29 protein-coding genes and 1 pseudogene are annotated in these 15,158 nt (G+C 46.2%); all 30 read left to right on the top strand.

The features are described from left to right. A pseudogene (locus tag ACG2F4_RS18310) lies at positions 1 to 96 on the top strand (elongation factor Tu); the annotation flags it as partial. A gap of 24 nt (positions 97 to 120) precedes the next feature. Then, positions 121 to 432 (top strand): 30S ribosomal protein S10, encoded by a 312-nt coding sequence (rpsJ, locus tag ACG2F4_RS18305; RefSeq protein WP_165143918.1) that lies wholly within the window; start codon positions 121 to 123, stop codon positions 430 to 432. Between the two features lie 20 nt (positions 433 to 452). Continuing rightward, on the top strand, positions 453 to 1,079 hold the full coding sequence (gene rplC / locus ACG2F4_RS18300; RefSeq protein ID WP_395262379.1) for a 50S ribosomal protein L3: 627 nt from the start codon (positions 453 to 455) through the stop codon (positions 1,077 to 1,079). Positions 1,080 to 1,094: 15 nt separating this feature from the next. After that, positions 1,095 to 1,748, top strand: a complete 654-nt coding sequence (rplD, locus tag ACG2F4_RS18295; protein ID WP_395262377.1) for a 50S ribosomal protein L4 — start codon at positions 1,095 to 1,097, stop codon at positions 1,746 to 1,748. After that, entirely contained in the window at positions 1,745 to 2,035 is a 291-nt protein-coding gene (gene rplW / locus ACG2F4_RS18290) for a 50S ribosomal protein L23 (protein ID WP_395262375.1), read from the top strand. The genes rplD and rplW overlap by 4 nt, the downstream gene beginning before the upstream one ends. Positions 2,036 to 2,049: 14 nt before the next feature. After that, on the top strand, positions 2,050 to 2,892 hold the full coding sequence (gene rplB / locus ACG2F4_RS18285) for a 50S ribosomal protein L2 (protein WP_395262373.1): 843 nt from the start codon (positions 2,050 to 2,052) through the stop codon (positions 2,890 to 2,892). 5 nt (positions 2,893 to 2,897) lie between these two features. Continuing rightward, positions 2,898 to 3,182 (top strand): 30S ribosomal protein S19, encoded by a 285-nt coding sequence (gene rpsS, locus ACG2F4_RS18280; protein WP_395262371.1) that lies wholly within the window; start codon positions 2,898 to 2,900, stop codon positions 3,180 to 3,182. A gap of 10 nt (positions 3,183 to 3,192) precedes the next feature. Continuing rightward, positions 3,193 to 3,573, top strand: a complete 381-nt coding sequence (gene rplV, locus ACG2F4_RS18275) for a 50S ribosomal protein L22 (RefSeq protein WP_395262369.1) — start codon at positions 3,193 to 3,195, stop codon at positions 3,571 to 3,573. Between the two features lie 14 nt (positions 3,574 to 3,587). Further along, positions 3,588 to 4,328 carry a 30S ribosomal protein S3 gene (gene rpsC / locus ACG2F4_RS18270; RefSeq protein ID WP_395262367.1) on the top strand — a complete coding sequence of 247 codons (741 nt, stop codon included), beginning with the start codon at positions 3,588 to 3,590 and terminating at the stop codon, positions 4,326 to 4,328. A 22-nt stretch (positions 4,329 to 4,350) separates the two neighbouring features. Beyond that, positions 4,351 to 4,773, top strand: coding sequence for a 50S ribosomal protein L16 (rplP, locus tag ACG2F4_RS18265; RefSeq protein ID WP_395262365.1), 423 nt, complete (start codon positions 4,351 to 4,353; stop codon positions 4,771 to 4,773). A gap of 20 nt (positions 4,774 to 4,793) precedes the next feature. Continuing rightward, complete coding sequence (rpmC, locus tag ACG2F4_RS18260) at positions 4,794 to 5,012, top strand: 50S ribosomal protein L29 (RefSeq protein WP_395262363.1); 219 nt, start codon at positions 4,794 to 4,796, stop codon at positions 5,010 to 5,012. A gap of 11 nt (positions 5,013 to 5,023) precedes the next feature. Next, complete coding sequence (gene rpsQ, locus ACG2F4_RS18255; RefSeq protein ID WP_395262361.1) at positions 5,024 to 5,287, top strand: 30S ribosomal protein S17; 264 nt, start codon at positions 5,024 to 5,026, stop codon at positions 5,285 to 5,287. A gap of 79 nt (positions 5,288 to 5,366) precedes the next feature. Continuing rightward, on the top strand, positions 5,367 to 5,735 hold the full coding sequence (gene rplN / locus ACG2F4_RS18250) for a 50S ribosomal protein L14 (RefSeq protein ID WP_395262359.1): 369 nt from the start codon (positions 5,367 to 5,369) through the stop codon (positions 5,733 to 5,735). 14 nt (positions 5,736 to 5,749) lie between these two features. Beyond that, positions 5,750 to 6,094: a 50S ribosomal protein L24 gene (gene rplX / locus ACG2F4_RS18245; protein ID WP_395262357.1), complete on the top strand. Its 345-nt coding sequence runs from the start codon at positions 5,750 to 5,752 to the stop codon at positions 6,092 to 6,094. 15 nt (positions 6,095 to 6,109) lie between these two features. After that, positions 6,110 to 6,661: a 50S ribosomal protein L5 gene (gene rplE, locus ACG2F4_RS18240; protein ID WP_395262355.1), complete on the top strand. Its 552-nt coding sequence runs from the start codon at positions 6,110 to 6,112 to the stop codon at positions 6,659 to 6,661. A 21-nt stretch (positions 6,662 to 6,682) separates the two neighbouring features. Further along, the gene (gene rpsN / locus ACG2F4_RS18235) at positions 6,683 to 6,952 is read left to right on the top strand and encodes a 30S ribosomal protein S14 (RefSeq protein ID WP_395262353.1); all 270 of its coding nucleotides are present in this window, start codon (positions 6,683 to 6,685) and stop codon (positions 6,950 to 6,952) included. 21 nt (positions 6,953 to 6,973) lie between these two features. Then, positions 6,974 to 7,366: a 30S ribosomal protein S8 gene (gene rpsH / locus ACG2F4_RS18230; RefSeq protein WP_395262351.1), complete on the top strand. Its 393-nt coding sequence runs from the start codon at positions 6,974 to 6,976 to the stop codon at positions 7,364 to 7,366. Positions 7,367 to 7,385: 19 nt separating this feature from the next. Then, entirely contained in the window at positions 7,386 to 7,946 is a 561-nt protein-coding gene (gene rplF, locus ACG2F4_RS18225; RefSeq protein ID WP_395262349.1) for a 50S ribosomal protein L6, read from the top strand. A gap of 10 nt (positions 7,947 to 7,956) precedes the next feature. Next, positions 7,957 to 8,325: a 50S ribosomal protein L18 gene (gene rplR / locus ACG2F4_RS18220; protein WP_395262347.1), complete on the top strand. Its 369-nt coding sequence runs from the start codon at positions 7,957 to 7,959 to the stop codon at positions 8,323 to 8,325. 15 nt (positions 8,326 to 8,340) lie between these two features. Continuing rightward, a complete protein-coding gene (gene rpsE / locus ACG2F4_RS18215) occupies positions 8,341 to 8,868 on the top strand; it encodes a 30S ribosomal protein S5 (RefSeq protein ID WP_395262345.1) in 528 nt (175 codons plus the stop codon). A 28-nt stretch (positions 8,869 to 8,896) separates the two neighbouring features. Next, on the top strand, positions 8,897 to 9,355 hold the full coding sequence (rplO, locus tag ACG2F4_RS18210) for a 50S ribosomal protein L15 (protein WP_395262344.1): 459 nt from the start codon (positions 8,897 to 8,899) through the stop codon (positions 9,353 to 9,355). Between the two features lie 27 nt (positions 9,356 to 9,382). Continuing rightward, a complete protein-coding gene (gene secY, locus ACG2F4_RS18205; RefSeq protein WP_395262342.1) occupies positions 9,383 to 10,693 on the top strand; it encodes a preprotein translocase subunit SecY in 1,311 nt (436 codons plus the stop codon). Next, positions 10,690 to 11,502: a type I methionyl aminopeptidase gene (map, locus tag ACG2F4_RS18200; protein ID WP_395262341.1), complete on the top strand. Its 813-nt coding sequence runs from the start codon at positions 10,690 to 10,692 to the stop codon at positions 11,500 to 11,502. Before secY ends, map begins: the two co-directional genes overlap by 4 nt. After that, complete coding sequence (infA, locus tag ACG2F4_RS18195; RefSeq protein WP_165143897.1) at positions 11,495 to 11,713, top strand: translation initiation factor IF-1; 219 nt, start codon at positions 11,495 to 11,497, stop codon at positions 11,711 to 11,713. Before map ends, infA begins: the two co-directional genes overlap by 8 nt. Before the next feature lie 31 nt (positions 11,714 to 11,744). After that, the gene (gene rpmJ / locus ACG2F4_RS18190) at positions 11,745 to 11,861 is read left to right on the top strand and encodes a 50S ribosomal protein L36 (RefSeq protein ID WP_310688685.1); all 117 of its coding nucleotides are present in this window, start codon (positions 11,745 to 11,747) and stop codon (positions 11,859 to 11,861) included. A gap of 15 nt (positions 11,862 to 11,876) precedes the next feature. After that, positions 11,877 to 12,254 (top strand): 30S ribosomal protein S13, encoded by a 378-nt coding sequence (gene rpsM / locus ACG2F4_RS18185; protein ID WP_395262340.1) that lies wholly within the window; start codon positions 11,877 to 11,879, stop codon positions 12,252 to 12,254. 24 nt (positions 12,255 to 12,278) lie between these two features. Beyond that, positions 12,279 to 12,677 carry a 30S ribosomal protein S11 gene (gene rpsK / locus ACG2F4_RS18180; protein WP_395262338.1) on the top strand — a complete coding sequence of 133 codons (399 nt, stop codon included), beginning with the start codon at positions 12,279 to 12,281 and terminating at the stop codon, positions 12,675 to 12,677. A 34-nt stretch (positions 12,678 to 12,711) separates the two neighbouring features. After that, positions 12,712 to 13,317 (top strand): 30S ribosomal protein S4, encoded by a 606-nt coding sequence (rpsD, locus tag ACG2F4_RS18175; RefSeq protein ID WP_395262337.1) that lies wholly within the window; start codon positions 12,712 to 12,714, stop codon positions 13,315 to 13,317. 33 nt (positions 13,318 to 13,350) lie between these two features. Beyond that, a complete protein-coding gene (locus ACG2F4_RS18170) occupies positions 13,351 to 14,328 on the top strand; it encodes a DNA-directed RNA polymerase subunit alpha (RefSeq protein WP_395262336.1) in 978 nt (325 codons plus the stop codon). A gap of 19 nt (positions 14,329 to 14,347) precedes the next feature. Next, positions 14,348 to 14,911, top strand: a complete 564-nt coding sequence (gene rplQ / locus ACG2F4_RS18165; protein WP_395262335.1) for a 50S ribosomal protein L17 — start codon at positions 14,348 to 14,350, stop codon at positions 14,909 to 14,911. Positions 14,912 to 15,158 lie beyond the last annotated feature (247 nt).

Raw genomic sequence — 15,158 nt, 5'->3', positions numbered from 1 at the left:
ATCCAGCCGGTGGCGATGGAAGAGGGGCTTCGATTTGCGATCCGCGAGGGCGGGCGCACCGTCGGGGCCGGCGTGGTTAGCAAAATTATTGAATAACTCTAAAAGAGTAGGAATTATATAGTGGCTACTCAGCAAAAGATCCGAATAAAGTTAAAGTCGTACGATCACAATCTGATCGATAAATCGGCGGAAAAGATTATCCAGACTGTAAAGTCAACAGGAGCAGTGGTGTCGGGACCGATACCACTGCCGACCAAGAAAAACATCATTACGGTCAACCGGTCTGTCCACGTGAATAAAAAATCTCGTGAACAGTTTGAATATCGCTCGCACAAGCGACTGATCGATATTCTTTCCACCGGCTCTCAAACCGTTGATGCATTGATGAAGCTGGAGTTGCCTTCCGGTGTGGATGTAGAAATTAAAGTGTAAACGCCTAGATAGATAACACAATGAGTGGTTTAATAGGTAAAAAAGTAGGAATGACCAATATGTATGATGAGAACGGCAGAAACTTCGCCGTTACCGTCATTGAGGTTGACCCTTGTGTTGTTACCCAGATTAAAACAGAAGAGAACGATGGGTACAAGGCATTGCAGCTTGCTGCGTTTGATAAGAAGGAAAAAAGCGTCAGCCAGCAGGTATTGGGCCATTTCCGGAAAGCGGGGGCCTCTCCAAAGAAATATGTAAAAGAGTTCAGGGATTTCGATACAGAAGGATTTGAACTTGGGGATACCCTTAAGATCGAGGATGTTTTTACTGTTGGCGATAGTGTTGATGTTGTAGGGATTTCCAAGGGCCGGGGTTTTACCGGCGTTGTCAAACGGCACGGATTCTCCGGGGTTGGAGAAGCTACCCACGGGCAGCATGACCGGCAGCGACATCCGGGTTCAATCGGTCAGGCATCCGATCCCGCTCGCGTGTTCAAGGGAATAAAGATGGCCGGTCGGTCGGGAAATAACCGAACAAAGATCAAGAACTTAACCATTGCCAAGATTCTGCCTGAATCTAATATGATGCTGGTCACGGGTTCTGTTCCCGGACCCAACGGGAGAATCGTTGAAATTTATAACCGATAGTAACAGATCGACCAAATGAAATTATCAGTATTCAATAAAGACGGAGAGCAGGGCAGCGGAGAGGTTGACCTGCGGGATTCGATTTTTGGCATTGAGCCGAATGAAACCGTCGTATATGAAGATGTGCGTCGATATCTGGCTCATCAGCGCCAGGGTACCTCAAATACCAAGGAGCGCGCTCAGGTGCGTGGCGGTGGTCGCAAACCGTACAGGCAGAAGGGTACGGGAATGGCGCGGCGTGGTTCAATCCGTTCTCCCCTGTTGAAGGGTGGGGGAACCGTGCATGGACCCAGTCCACGTTCTTATGAGGTCAAGATGACTAAAAAGATGCGGCGACTGGCCAGAAAGTCGGCCTTGTCCCAGAAAGCCTCGGAAGAGGGCATCCGAGTTGTGGAGAGCTTTGATCTGGAAGAGCCCAAAACCCGAAAGGTTGCGGATCTTATTTCTGCACTGGAATTGAAGGGTAAAAAAATATTGATACTAACTGCGGATACGAATCTGAATCTCTTCAAGTCGGCCCGCAATATCCCGGAAGTGGAAGTGCTTGAGGCAGACAAACCCACGACCTATCAGATTATGTACGCCGATACGTTAGTAATTGAAGAAGGAGCGGTTGAAAAATTGCAAGAATCTGTTGAACCAACAGCCAATAAGGAGGCTGCCGAATGAAAGACGTACTTAAACAACCTTATATAACCGAAAAGTCTACCAAGGATCAGTTCGACGGTAAATATGCTTTTGTTGTTGACAAGTATGCATCAAAGAGTGATATCAAGCGAGCTGTAGAGCAGCGATATCCTGATGTCAAGGTAGGCAAGATCAACACCATGATAATGCCTTCCAAACCCAAAGGTCGCTTCACTCGAAGTGGATATGTAGAAGGACGTTCAAAAGTTTGGAAAAAAGCTATTGTGACGTTGAAGGAAGGCGAAATTGACTTTTTTAGTGAAATTTAAGACAGCCCAGATTCATGCCAAATAAGAAAATAAAACCAAATACGCCAGGCACCCGGCACCGGAATGCGCCTGTGCTCGATGACATCACGGTAAGCAAACCCGGGCTGAAACGCCTGGTGAAAGGTATAAAGCGCAGCAGCGGCCGTAACAAGCAAGGTCGAATGACTTCGCGTCATCGGGGTGGCGGCCATAAACGGCGCTACCGCCAAATCGATTTTAAACGTGATAAAACCGATATACCGGCAAAAGTGCAGACTATTGAATATGATCCGAATCGTTCGGCACGTATTGCGTTGCTGGCATATGCGGATGGCGAAAAGCGGTATATTATTGCGCCACAGGGTGTTGAGGTCGGTCAGACCGTCATAAGCGGAGAGAATGTAGAGCCCGATGTGGGTAATGCACTTCCGATGAAAAATATGCCACCGGGTACATTTATTTACAACATTGAACTCCATCCCGGTCAGGGCGGGCAGTTGTGCCGGAGTGCAGGAACACAGGCACAGATGGTGGCGAAGTCTGATCGTTACGTCACGGTCAAGCTACCGTCGGGCGAAGTTCGTATGATCCTTGGCACATGTTATGCCACGGTTGGAACGACCAGCAATCCTGATCATTTTAATGCTACGCTCGGCAAGGCTGGACGAAACCGCTGGAAAGGCAAGCGGCCTCAAACCCGCGGGGTGGCAATGAACCCGATTGATCACCCGATGGGTGGTGGAGAAGGCAAGGCCTCCGGTGGCCATCCGAGATCTCCTTGGGGTCAATCCTCAAAAGGGAAGAAGACCCGTAAACGCAAGAAGCTTTCTGATCGGTACATCGTACGAAGCCGTAAGAAATCCAAGAATAAGAGATAAGAACCATGCCCAGATCACTACGCAAAGGACCTTACGTATACTACAAGCTGCAGCGAAAAGTTGATGAAATGAATGAAAGCGGCAAGAAGAAGGTCATCAAGACCTGGTCGCGCAGCTCAATGATCACACCAGATTTTGTGGGATTGACATTTGCTGTACACAACGGTAAGCAGTTTATACCGGTGTACGTTTCTGATAACATGGTAGGACACAAGCTAGGCGAATTTGCACCTACCCGCACATTCCGGGGACATCCGGTCAAAAAAGCAGAAAAAGCAGTTAAACGATAGGATTTAAACAATGGCCGAAGACACAAACATCGAAGCACGCGCAGTACAGAAGTACCTGCGGAAATCACCCCGGAAAGTACGATTGGTTGTAGATGCCGTCCGTGGTGAAAACGTGGCAAAAGCATTGAAGAAGCTTGAATTTATAAAGAAGGCAGCTTCTCCGCATGTTGCCAAAGTCATTAAATCTGCTGCAGCCAACGCACGGGATAAATTCCAGGAGATACGTCCCGAGAATAATGAGCTGTACATTAAGGAGATTTATGTTGATGAAGGGCCAACGCTGAAACGCATTCAGCCGGCACCGATGGGGCGGGCTCATCAAATACGTAAAAGGATGAGCCATATTACGGTGGTTGTTGGCACCAAAGAAGAAGAATTGATTAACGAATAAAGACAGGAAATACCTTGGGACAAAAAACACATCCAGTAGGTTTACGGCTCGGTATTATTCGCGGTTGGGATTCCAACTGGTATTCTGAAGAGAATGAGCCGGAAATTCTATACGAAGACACAAAGTTACGTGAGTATCTTCATACGCGACTACGCAATGGAGGTTTGGCACGCGTAATTATTGAGCGAACTCCTAAACGGATTCTTCTTACGCTAAAAACCAGCCGTCCGGGAGTGATTATCGGTAAGGGTGGCGAACAGATTGAACTTCTTCGGGAGGAGCTGAAAGCGATTACCAACAAGGAAGTACAGATTAATGTAAGTGAGATTAAGCGGCCGGAGACAGACGCCAGTCTGGTTGCCCAGAATATTGCGCAACAACTGGAAGCCCGAATCTCTTTCCGGCGGGCGATGAAAACAGCAATATCATCGGCCATGCGTATGGGTGCCGAGGGAATCAAGATTCGATGCGCAGGCCGGCTTGGCGGCGCAGAGATGGCACGCACCGAGCAATACAAAGAGGGTCGTATTCCCCTGCACACGCTTCGTGCCGATATCGATTATCACAAGTCAACGGCAAATACGATCTACGGATCTATTGGAGTGACGGTTTGGATCTTTAAGGGAGAAATCCTGGGTGATATTGAGCTGACTCCTGGTGATGCTCATGAGCAACAGGAGCAGCAATCGCGATCTCGCCGCGGAGGAGGCAAACGCCGCTCCAGACGCAACAGGCGTAGAAGAAGTAATAACTAGGAATTGACCAGAAATCAGAGTTATGTTAGAACCAAAGCAGGTAAAACGGCGCCGCCAACACCGCAGAAGCCTAAAAGGGAATGCCCAACGGGGGCATACGCTCGCATTCGGCGACTTCGGGCTGAAAGCGCTCGAATCTAAATATGTTACTTCGAGGCAGATAGAATCCTGTCGTATCACCATTGCGCGAACGCTACAGCGCGACGGACAAACATGGATTCGGATCTTTCCCGATATGCCCAAGACGGCTCAGCCCGCTGAAACGCGCATGGGTAAGGGCAAGGGCGCGGTTGAGAAATATGTAGCCGTGGTAAAACCGGGACGAATATTGTTTGAGATAACGGGGGTTTCTGAAGCACGGGCTCATGAAGCATTTCGCCGGGCTTCTCACAAACTTCCCATCAAAACGAAATTTATTGTTCGCCGAGATTACGACGGACCTTAATTAAAAAGATTGTATTGAGTATGAAAGCACATGAAATGAGAGATCTGACTGTGACGGAGCTCAAGGCTCGTCTAAATGATGAGCAGGAAGCACTTAAGGACATGGAGTTTAACAAAGCTGTTGCAGGGCAACTCGAAAACCCGGCACGGATCAGGATGACCAGGCGTGAAATTGCCCGCTTAAAAACGGTTATCCATGAAATGGAAAATGACGAATCCCGATCAGAAGATACTGAGTAAGGAAGAGATTTATGGCACAGACAGAACGAGCACAACGAAGAGAACGAACCGGTCGCGTTGTAAGCGACAGTATGGATAAAAGTATCACGGTAGCCGTCGATCGTCAGGTGAAACACCCTATTTACGGGAAATTTATCACCAAAACGACGAAATATATGGCCCATGATGAAAGCAATGAAGCCAAGGTTGGCGACAAGGTGCATATTATGTCGACACGACCGCTTTCAAAACGAAAAACCTGGCGTCTGGTAGAAATTCTTGAACGCGCCAAATAAACTAACAGGTTGAACTGATTGCTCTGAATAGGTGGTCATGCTATTTATTCAGCTTAAAAATATTTCTTAGGAAGCAACGATGGTACAGATTCAAACAGTATTAAATGTAGCTGACAACAGCGGTGCCCGAAAACTGCAGTGTATCAAGGTTTTGGGGGATTCCCGCAAGAGGTATGCCCGCGTGGGCGATCTGATTTCATGCTCTGTGAAAACAGCCATACCCGGCGGTAATGTCAAGAAGGGAGAGGTTGTGAATGCTGTTGTCGTTCGTACAAAGAAAGAGCTCAGAAGACGTGACGGCAGCTACATTAAATTTGATGAGAATGCAGCAGTCATTATTAACAAGGAGAATGAACCGGTCGGTACACGGATATTTGGTCCGGTAGCCCGGGAACTTCGAGAACGCAACTTTATGCGTATCGTTTCACTTGCTCCTGAAGTACTTTAAAAATTTGTTCAATTATGCCTAGCAAAAAAAAGAAATTACATGTCAAAAAGGGTGATGATGTTAAAGTCATTGCCGGCAATGACAAGGGTAAAGAAGGCCGCGTGTTGGCTGTTTTCCCGAAAAAAGATCGTGTACTTGTTGAGGGAATCAATATGCGGGTACATCACGACAAACCCAGTCAGCAAAATCCACAGGGTGGACGCATTGAGCGAGAATCCCCGATTCACATTTCGAATGTGATGGTAATTGACCCCAATTCGGGAGAACCCACCCGGATCGGCCGAAAACGGATTGAGGAAGATGGCGGAGGTCGCTGGGTCCGATACGCAAAGACGACTGGAGAAATCATTGACAACTAAGAGTGTTAGATAGTAATGGCAGAAGCAAGATTACAAACTGTATACAAAGAAGAAATTATACCGAAGCTCAAGGAAGATTTTGGGTACGAAAATATTATGGCTGTACCGAAGCTCGTGAAGATCGTGGTTAACTCGGGCGTAGGGGATGCTGTTGAGAATGAAAAAGTGCTCGATACCGTTGTTGATAACGTAGCGAAAATAACGGGACAGCAACCGGTGAAAACACGCTCAAAGAAATCGATCTCTAACTTTAAACTCCGCCAGGGAATGCCGATAGGCTGCAAGGTAACGCTGCGCAAGCGTATAATGTTTGAGTTCCTGGATCGCCTTATTAACCTTGCATTACCGCGAACACGCGATTTTCAGGGCGTTCCCGACAAGAGTTTTGACGGGAGAGGCAACTATACCCTCGGTATCAGGGAACATACGATATTCCCCGAAATTAACACCGATAATGTAGACAAGGTGCACGGGCTGGATATCACCTTTGTAACCACCGCCGAGACGGATGAGGAAGCATACGCCCTGTTGAAAGGGTTTGGAATGCCTTTTGTCAAACGAAATTAAATTCTAAAGCATCCTAATATTATGGCAAAAAAAGCTTGGATAGCTCGCAACAAGAAGCGTAAAGAACTTTACGAGAAGTATAAAGACAAGCGTGAAAAGCTGAAGGAAGAGGGAAAATGGGAGGAGCTGCAAAAGCTGCCCCGGAACTCAAGCCCCACGCGACAAAACAACCGTTGCAGCTTAACGGGACGTTCACGCGGATTTATTCGCAAATATGGTATCTCACGGATTAAGTTCCGAGAATTGGCCCTCGATGGCAAGATACCTGGTGTACGAAAGGCAAGTTGGTAACACAGTCTAATTTAGAAATTTATGTCTGATCCAGTAGCAGATTATTTAGCAAGAATACGCAATGCACAGCAGTCCGGGCATCGTCGGGTAGACATTCCCGCCTCGAAACTGAAGCGTGCAATTACTAAGATCCTTTTAGATAAAGGATACATTCAGAGATACATTAATATTGATGACGGGAAACAGGGGTTGTTACGACTGTTTCTGAAGTATGATCCCTACGGTCAACCGGTTATCAAAAATATGAAGCGGATTTCCAAGCCGGGACTTCGCAATTACACCGATGCTGACAGTATCCCCCGGGCTTTGAACGGGCTGGGCGTGGTTATACTGTCCACTTCGCGGGGCGTTATGACCGACAAGGAAGCCCGCAAACTGCATGTTGGTGGTGAAATACTCTGCTCTGTTTATTAATCAATAAAGTTGAAGCATTATGTCACGTATCGGACAACAACCGATTTCATTACAAGACAATATTGAATTCAGCATTAATGCCGATAATGTTGTAACCATTAAAGGCAAAAAGGGTAGCGACTCGGTAAAGGTCGATCCCAGTATTAATGTCGAAAAACAGGATGATGAAATTATCGTTACCCGTAGCTCCGAAGCCAAGGAAATACGATCGCTGCACGGGTTATACCGTTCACTGATCAGCAATATTATTACCGGAGTGACGGAAGGGTATCAAAAGAAACTAGAGATTATTGGTGTTGGCTACCGGGCCGCCTATAACGGTGGGGTACTGGAATTGACCCTGGGATTTTCGCATCCCATCTATTTTGTTCCCCCGGATGGTATCGATATTGAAGTAGATACCAAAACCAAGAAAAATCCGATAATCATCGTATCTGGAATTAATAAAGAACTGGTCGGTCAGGTATCAGCCAAGATTCGATCCCTTCGTCCGCCTGAGCCTTACAAAGGTAAGGGTATACGTTATGTAGACGAATGGGTTCGACGAAAAGCTGGTAAATCTGCCGCGAAAGGTGCATAGAAACTGAACGATGGATAAGAACAAGAAAAAAACTGAACGTCGAAACAAAATACGTCGCCGTATTAGATCTACAATCCGTGGAACGGCGGAACGTCCCCGATTGAGTGTATATAAAAGCAACAAACATGTGTACGCTCAGTTGATCGATGACCTCTCAGAGGTTACCCTTGCGGCTTCTTCAACCAAAAGCAAAGAGCTGAAAGCCGAGCTTGAGGATAAAACAAAATCTGAAGGGGCCAGAGTTGTAGGAGAGCACCTGGCAAAGATTGCCAGGGATAAAGGAGTAGAAAAAGTGGTCTTCGACCGGAGCGGGTATAAATACCACGGCGTAATCAAATCGCTGGCTGAAGGAGCACGAGAAGCAGGTTTAGACTTTTAAAAAGGATTTATCATTATGCCAAAGAAGATTAAAAAACGACATAATATTAACCCGGCTAATCTGAATCTGGAAGAGAAGCTGGTCCATATTAACCGTGTTTCCAAAGTGGTGAAAGGCGGGCGCCGGTTCAGCTTCAACGCCATTGTTGTGGTAGGTAACAAGGATGGCGTGGTAGGGCACGGATTGGGCAAGGCCAACGAGGTCTCAGATGCGATTCAAAAAGGGTTTGATAACGCGAAGAAGAATCTCATTAAAGTACCGATGACCCGAACCGGAAGTATCTATCATACCATTACAGGCAAGGAGGGAGCGGGGGAAGTACTGCTCAGACCTGCATCCGAAGGTACCGGTGTAATTGCGGGTGGACCCGTGAAGGCGTTGCTTGATATTGCAGGGGTTAAGAACATTCTGACTAAATCAGTTGGTTCTTCTAATCCTCACAACATGGTGAAAGCGACCTATAACGCCTTAAAAGGATTGGTCGATCCGGTTGAAGTGGCCCAGCGCCGAGGAGTTTCATTGGAAAAAGTATTTGAAGGATAAAACGACAAGAATTTAATACGGAAGTCTTATGGATTTAAGTAATCTTAAAGCGCCCGAACCAAACAAAAAGAACAGGAAGCGCATTGGTCGGGGCCAGGGTTCAGGCCATGGTGGCCATACTGTCGGCCGGGGACATAAAGGCCAAAAGTCCAGGACCGGTTATAAACAAAAAAACTGGTTTGAGGGTGGACAGATGCCTCTGCAACGCCGTGTTCCCAAATGGGGTTTCAATAATCCGTTTCGTACAGAGTATGAAGCGCTGAACGTGGATACCCTTGACGGTTTTATAGGGCTTGGTAAGCTTGAAGAGACGATAACGGTTGAAGATCTTCGGGCTGCCGGTATCATTGGTAAAGGCGAACTGGTCAAGTTACTTGGCCGGGGCGAGATAGAAACATCTGTGGACATTGAAGTACATGCTGCCAGCAAGTCGGCCAGGGAGAAAATTGAAAAGGCCGGCGGATCAGTTACGATCGTTGAAAATTAATTTAACCTACGAGATCAACAGCAGCTAATGAGCATAGTCGAAAACTTTCGAAATATATTTAAGATTGAGGATCTCCGTGATCGCATTTTATATGTGCTCGGTATCCTCATGGTGTATCGGATCGGGAGTTATGTAACGCTGCCCGGTGTGGATGCATCACAGCTAACGCAACAAACAGGCAATGCATCCAGCCTGATGGGGCTTTTTGATATGTTTGTTGGTGGAGCCTTTGCCAGAGCGGGTGTATTTGCACTTGGGATTATGCCCTATATTACCGCTGCAATTATTATCCAGCTGATGGGGGCGGTCGTACCCTACTTCCAGAAGTTACAGCGCGAGGGAGAAGAAGGGCGCCGTAAAATCAACCGGTTGACCCGTTACGGAACCGTGGGTATTACTCTTGTACAATCTATCGGTTTTTCAATCAACCTGATGGCTACTTCGCCGGATGCTATTGTTGTCAGTAATATTACATTTGTGCTGACTTCAATGATTATACTTACCGCCGGAACCACGTTTGTAATGTGGCTGGGGGAGCGAATATCGGACCGGGGAATAGGAAACGGTATATCCATTATCATCATGGTTGGTATTATTGCAGCACTGCCAACCAATGTGGTTAACGAGTTCACAACCAAGAGCAACTTGATTATATTCATTGTTGAGATTGCAGCCTTGTTGCTGGTAATCGCCTTCTGTGTGCTGTTGACACAGGGTGTACGTAAAATTCCGGTACAGTATGCCAAGCGGGTTGTCGGACGAAAGGTGTATGGAGGAACCACCCAGTATTTGCCGCTCAAAGTGAATGCGGCAGGAGTGATGCCGATTATTTTTGCACAATCCATCATGTTTATTCCAAGTACTATCGGCACCTTTTTCCCGAACAACGCAACCGTTCAGATGTTGACGGCCTGGTCATCAGATTTTACAGGAGTAACCTATTCGATCATCTTCTTTATTATCTGTGTGTTCTTTACATATTTCTATACGGCCATTACTGTCAACCCCCAGGAGATGGCTGATACGATGAAACGGCAGGGTGGATTTATTCCCGGCGTACGACCTGGAAAACAAACGGTAGAATTCATTGACAATATTTTGACCAAAGTAACACTGCCCGGATCCATATTTTTAGGATTTATCGCTATTATGCCGGCCTTCGCGGCTCAGCTGGGTGTCACCCCCGGATTTGCGATGTTTTATGGGGGGACGAGCCTGTTAATTATTGTAGGTGTAGCTATAGATACCCTGCAGCAAATTGAGAGCCACCTGATGATGCGTCATTATGACGGATTTATGAAATCAGGCAAAATTAAAGGAAGGCGCCGGGCAGGATGATTTTCCTGAAAAGTGAGTCGGAAATTGAGAAAATGCGGGAAAGCGCCCAGCTGGTTTCACGAACACTGGCTGAAGTGGCCAAACATATAGAGCCGGGTGTTACGACTGCCAAGCTCGATCAGATCGGCGAAGAGTTTATGAAGAAGCATAACGGTCGCCCCGCCTTTAAAGGGTATGGACCCAAAGGGAATGAATTCCCCGCCACCTTGTGTATCTCCATTAATGAAGAGGTGGTGCATGGAATTCCCAGCGAATCGCGCGTGCTGGAAGAGGGCGATATCGTCTCCATCGACTGTGGCGTCGAAAAGGATGGCTTTTTTGGAGATCATGCATATACATTTGCTGTCGGTGAGTGCGATAAGGAAACACTCAAATTACTTTCAACAACCCTGGAATCTCTTACAAAGGGAATTGAGCAGGCCGTTCATGGAAACAAGGTTGGGGATATCTCCAACGCGATTCAGCGCCATTGTGAGGCGGAAGGCTTTGGAATTGTACGCGATCTAGTCGGTCATGGCCTCGGAAAGTCGCTTCATGAAGATCCCTCAGTGCCCAATTTTGGAAGGGCGAACAGGGGCGAACGGCTGCGATCAGGAATGACACTGGCAATTGAGCCCATGGTGACAATGGGCAGCTGGAAAGTGGAAACCCAGGATGATGGGTGGACGGTCGTGACCGCGGACAACAGCATCGCGGCCCATTACGAACATGATATTGTAGTGCGCGAAGGAAAGGCTGAAATTCTAAGTACGTTTGATTATATTAGAGAGATAACCAAAAATCGAATACCAGTAGGAATTCATGGCTAAAGAAGAGCCGATTAAACAAGACGGAGAAATTATTGAGGCATTGCCCAATGCCCAGTTCAGGGTAGAACTGGATAACGGACATGAAATATTAGCGCATGTCTCGGGCAAAATGAGAATGCACTATATAAAGATTCTTCCCGGCGATCGTGTTGCCGTGGAGATGTCGCCATACGACCTTTCAAAAGGACGTATTACGTATCGATATAAGTAGAAGTTGAATTAAAAACGTAGTTAGTAGTACTATGAAAACCAAGTCATCTGTTAAGAAGCGAAGTCCAGACGATAAAATCGTAAGAAGAAATGGACGCGTATATGTAATTAACAAGAAGAATCCTCGCCACAAGCAGCGGCAAGGGTAAAACCGGATTAGATTTATGGCACGAATTGCTGGAATTGACTTACCCAAAGAAAAACGCGGAGTCATTGCTCTTACCTATATTTACGGTATCGGCCGATCAACCGCTCAGGACATATTGGATGAGCTGGAGATCGACCATGATACCAAGGTAGTAGATTGGACCGAAGAACAGGTTGCCGATCTGAGAAAGAAAATCGACAGTGAATACAAGGTTGAAGGTGCTTTGCGTACAGAGGTCAACCAGAATATTCGTCGATTGATTGAGATTGGTTCCTATCGCGGAAGTCGCCACCGGAAGGGGCTTCCCGTGCGGGGCCAGCGTACCCAAACGAATGCGCGTACCCGCAAGGGGAAACGCAGAACCGTTGCAGGTAAGAAAAAAGCTCCCAAGTAGTAATAGTTTAATATTTGATAAAACATGGCAAAGCGACAACGACCTTCAGCTAAAAAGAAACGAAAAAAGCAGATCTCAGATCCTAACGGAATGGCCTTTATCAAGGCTACTTTCAATAACGTGATTGTTACTGTAACCGATGCCGATGGTAATGCACTATCTTGGTCGTCTGCAGGTAAGGAGGGGTTCAAGGGATCGCGAAAAAATACACCGTATGCCGCCCAGCTAAGTGCGGAAACTGCGGCTACCGCTGCCTATGAAATGGGGCTGCGCAGGGTCGAAGTTTTTGTGAAAGGCCCCGGTTCCGGGCGCGAGTCTGCTATTCGGGCACTTGCCACAAGCGGATTGGAGATCACAACAATAAAAGACCGTACGCCGATTCCCCACAACGGTTGCCGCCCCCCAAAACGTCGTCGAGTTTAATTGATAAAATCAGTATAGTTTACGGAATAAATTTATGGCACGATACAGAGGTCCCAAACAGAAGAAAGCACGTAGATTCAGAGAGCCGATTTTCGGACCAAGCAAGGCTTTGGAACGAAAGCCTTACGGACCCGGTGAACACGGACGTTCACGATATTCCAGAAAATCGGAATATGCGATTCAACTTGAAGAAAAGCAGAAAGCGAAGTACACATACGGGCTACTTGAGAAACAGTTTTCAAATCTTTTTGAGAAAGCTAATGCAAAAGATGGGGTAACTGGAGAAATTCTCCTGCAGTACCTTGAAAGCCGGCTCGACAATACGGTGTATCGGTTGGGTATGGCCCGAACGAGACGCCAGGCCCGGCAGCTGGTCAGCCATAAACATATTGCTGTAAATGGAGAACTGGTTAATATACCCTCCTATCAAATGAAAGCCGGGGATGTGGTTTCGGTGAGACCCAAATCACGTAATCTTGAGATCATTGAAGATGCCCTGGCACATAGCCCGACTAGTAAGTACAAATGGCTTGAAATTGATAAGAAAGAAAAATCAGGAAAATTTTTGAATTATCCCTCTCTTGAGGAGATTCCTGAAAATATCAATGTACAGCTGATCGTTGAGCTTTATTCCAAGTAATTTTTTGATAATACTAAAAGTATTGACCCTATTATGAGTAATTATAGCATTCAAATGCCAGAAGCCCTCGAGGTTGAAGAATCTAATGACACTTTTGGTACATTTATTCTTCAACCGCTGGAACGGGGATTTGGTGTCACAATAGGAAACTCCTTTCGTCGCATTCTTCTTTCTTCACTGCCTGGAATTGCCATTAATGCGGTTAAGATTAATGGTGTTGAACATGAATATTCCAGCATTCAGGGAGTTAAGGAGGATGTTTATGAAATTATCCTGAATTTGAAAGAAGTCCGGTTTAAGTCGGAAGAGCAAAGCAGCGGGGTTATTCATGTCTCGAAAAGCGGTGAAGGGGTATTTACCGCACAGGATATTGATGATGCAACTGCTGAGTTTGATGTATTGAACACTGAACAGGTCATCGCTCACTGCGCCGAAGATGCCGACCTCGAAATAGAATTGAAAGTGGGCCGGGGCCGGGGATATGTTCCTTCTGAGGAGCAAAATATTGATAGCGAAGATGATGTGAATTTAATTCCTATCGATGCGATATACACCCCGATTAAACAAGTACAATATGATGTGGAAAATGTTCGCGTAGGTCAGCGTACCGATTATGAAAAGCTGATAATGAATGTAACCACCGATGGATCTATAAATGCGAAGGAAGCCCTTACCATTGCAGGTAAAATTTTAAGTGAACATATTGAACGGTTTATCACTGAGAAGATCGAAGAGCCGTTTACACAGGAGGAAGAGGAGGTAGATGCGGAGAAGCAACGCATTACCAACCTGCTGAAAACGAGTATCGAGGATTTGAATTTGAGTGTACGCTCATATAATTGCCTTAAATCAGCTAATATTAATACCATAGGCGAGTTGGTTGAACGGGATGAACAGGATCTTCTAAAATTTCGCAATTTTGGGAAAAAATCACTGGCTGAACTCGTAGAGGTTATTGAAGATAAAAACCTTCACTTCGGCATGGATACATCAAAATATCTGGATAAGTAACAAGGAAATTTTATAAATAATGCGACATTTAGTTAGAGGTAAACGGTTAGGTCGTGATGTACCGCACAGGAAAGCGACACTGCAGGCGTTGTCTGTGGCCCTAATAAAGAATCATCGAATTGTGACCACACTTTCAAAGGCCAAAGAGCTCAGAAAGTATGTTGAACCCATTATTACCCGGGCTAAAGAGGATACCTCGCACAACCGGCGTCAGGTTTTTTCCAAGCTACAAGATAAGGAAGCGGTCTCTCATCTCTTTGAGGAGGTTGCTCAAAAGGCGCTGGATCGGCCGGGTGGCTATACAAGGGTTATCAAAGCCGGCTATCGCAAAGGAGATGGCGCTGAACAGGCTGTAATTGAACTTGTCGACTATAATGATGTGAAGCCGGAACAGAGTTCGAGTAAAAAACGAACCAGGCGTGCCGGCAAGTCGAATAAGCCCACTCCTGCTACTACTGATTCGGCACAGGGTGATAAGAAGGAAGAAGTAAATAAAAAGCAGGATGAGGTAAAAGAGGATCCGAAAAAAGATTTAGATGAAAGCAACGATGCCTCCCCTGAAGTATCTGATGAGGAGGAGTAGATAGCAGAAGTATTTAGGTCTTGTGTACTGTCAATTATTTCAAAAAAGTTCAGATATTTATTGACACGTACTTAATAATCCCTTATCATTGCATCGCCTTGGATGAAGGGTAAAGCATTAAAAGTTTTTCCAGGAATTCAAGGCGATGTTTTTTGTTCTTTTCCGTAATGAGACAGACAGATAATCGCATAGTGCGACCCGTCATTCTGCGAAGCAGATGACGAAGTAAAGACGGCCGGGAGGCAAG

This window comes from Halalkalibaculum sp. DA3122 (genome assembly GCF_043951865.1).
In the GTDB taxonomy this organism is placed as follows: Bacteria; Bacteroidota; Rhodothermia; order Balneolales; family Balneolaceae; genus JAMQKA01.
Note: the sequence above shows the minus strand (reverse complement) of the source record. Positions and strands in the feature narration are given on the sequence as shown.

Bases quoted from the DNA above. Each gene is read 5' to 3' on its own strand.
- rplC (WP_395262379.1), top strand. From the start codon at position 453: ATGAGTGGTTTAATAGGTAAAAAAGTAGGAATGACCAATATGTATGAT.
- rplD (WP_395262377.1), top strand. From the start codon at position 1,095: ATGAAATTATCAGTATTCAATAAAGACGGAGAGCAGGGCAGCGGAGAG.
- rplW (WP_395262375.1), top strand. From the start codon at position 1,745: ATGAAAGACGTACTTAAACAACCTTATATAACCGAAAAGTCTACCAAG.
- rplB (WP_395262373.1), top strand. From the start codon at position 2,050: ATGCCAAATAAGAAAATAAAACCAAATACGCCAGGCACCCGGCACCGG.
- rpsS (WP_395262371.1), top strand. From the start codon at position 2,898: ATGCCCAGATCACTACGCAAAGGACCTTACGTATACTACAAGCTGCAG.
- rplV (WP_395262369.1), top strand. From the start codon at position 3,193: ATGGCCGAAGACACAAACATCGAAGCACGCGCAGTACAGAAGTACCTG.
- rplP (WP_395262365.1), top strand. From the start codon at position 4,351: ATGTTAGAACCAAAGCAGGTAAAACGGCGCCGCCAACACCGCAGAAGC.
- rpmC (WP_395262363.1), top strand. From the start codon at position 4,794: ATGAAAGCACATGAAATGAGAGATCTGACTGTGACGGAGCTCAAGGCT.
- rpsQ (WP_395262361.1), top strand. From the start codon at position 5,024: ATGGCACAGACAGAACGAGCACAACGAAGAGAACGAACCGGTCGCGTT.
- rplN (WP_395262359.1), top strand. From the start codon at position 5,367: ATGGTACAGATTCAAACAGTATTAAATGTAGCTGACAACAGCGGTGCC.
- rplX (WP_395262357.1), top strand. From the start codon at position 5,750: ATGCCTAGCAAAAAAAAGAAATTACATGTCAAAAAGGGTGATGATGTT.
- rplE (WP_395262355.1), top strand. From the start codon at position 6,110: ATGGCAGAAGCAAGATTACAAACTGTATACAAAGAAGAAATTATACCG.
- rpsN (WP_395262353.1), top strand. From the start codon at position 6,683: ATGGCAAAAAAAGCTTGGATAGCTCGCAACAAGAAGCGTAAAGAACTT.
- rpsH (WP_395262351.1), top strand. From the start codon at position 6,974: ATGTCTGATCCAGTAGCAGATTATTTAGCAAGAATACGCAATGCACAG.
- rplF (WP_395262349.1), top strand. From the start codon at position 7,386: ATGTCACGTATCGGACAACAACCGATTTCATTACAAGACAATATTGAA.
- rplR (WP_395262347.1), top strand. From the start codon at position 7,957: ATGGATAAGAACAAGAAAAAAACTGAACGTCGAAACAAAATACGTCGC.
- rpsE (WP_395262345.1), top strand. From the start codon at position 8,341: ATGCCAAAGAAGATTAAAAAACGACATAATATTAACCCGGCTAATCTG.
- rplO (WP_395262344.1), top strand. From the start codon at position 8,897: ATGGATTTAAGTAATCTTAAAGCGCCCGAACCAAACAAAAAGAACAGG.
- secY (WP_395262342.1), top strand. From the start codon at position 9,383: ATGAGCATAGTCGAAAACTTTCGAAATATATTTAAGATTGAGGATCTC.
- map (WP_395262341.1), top strand. From the start codon at position 10,690: ATGATTTTCCTGAAAAGTGAGTCGGAAATTGAGAAAATGCGGGAAAGC.
- infA (WP_165143897.1), top strand. From the start codon at position 11,495: ATGGCTAAAGAAGAGCCGATTAAACAAGACGGAGAAATTATTGAGGCA.
- rpmJ (WP_310688685.1), top strand. From the start codon at position 11,745: ATGAAAACCAAGTCATCTGTTAAGAAGCGAAGTCCAGACGATAAAATC.
- rpsM (WP_395262340.1), top strand. From the start codon at position 11,877: ATGGCACGAATTGCTGGAATTGACTTACCCAAAGAAAAACGCGGAGTC.
- rpsK (WP_395262338.1), top strand. From the start codon at position 12,279: ATGGCAAAGCGACAACGACCTTCAGCTAAAAAGAAACGAAAAAAGCAG.
- rpsD (WP_395262337.1), top strand. From the start codon at position 12,712: ATGGCACGATACAGAGGTCCCAAACAGAAGAAAGCACGTAGATTCAGA.
- ACG2F4_RS18170 (WP_395262336.1), top strand. From the start codon at position 13,351: ATGAGTAATTATAGCATTCAAATGCCAGAAGCCCTCGAGGTTGAAGAA.
- rplQ (WP_395262335.1), top strand. From the start codon at position 14,348: ATGCGACATTTAGTTAGAGGTAAACGGTTAGGTCGTGATGTACCGCAC.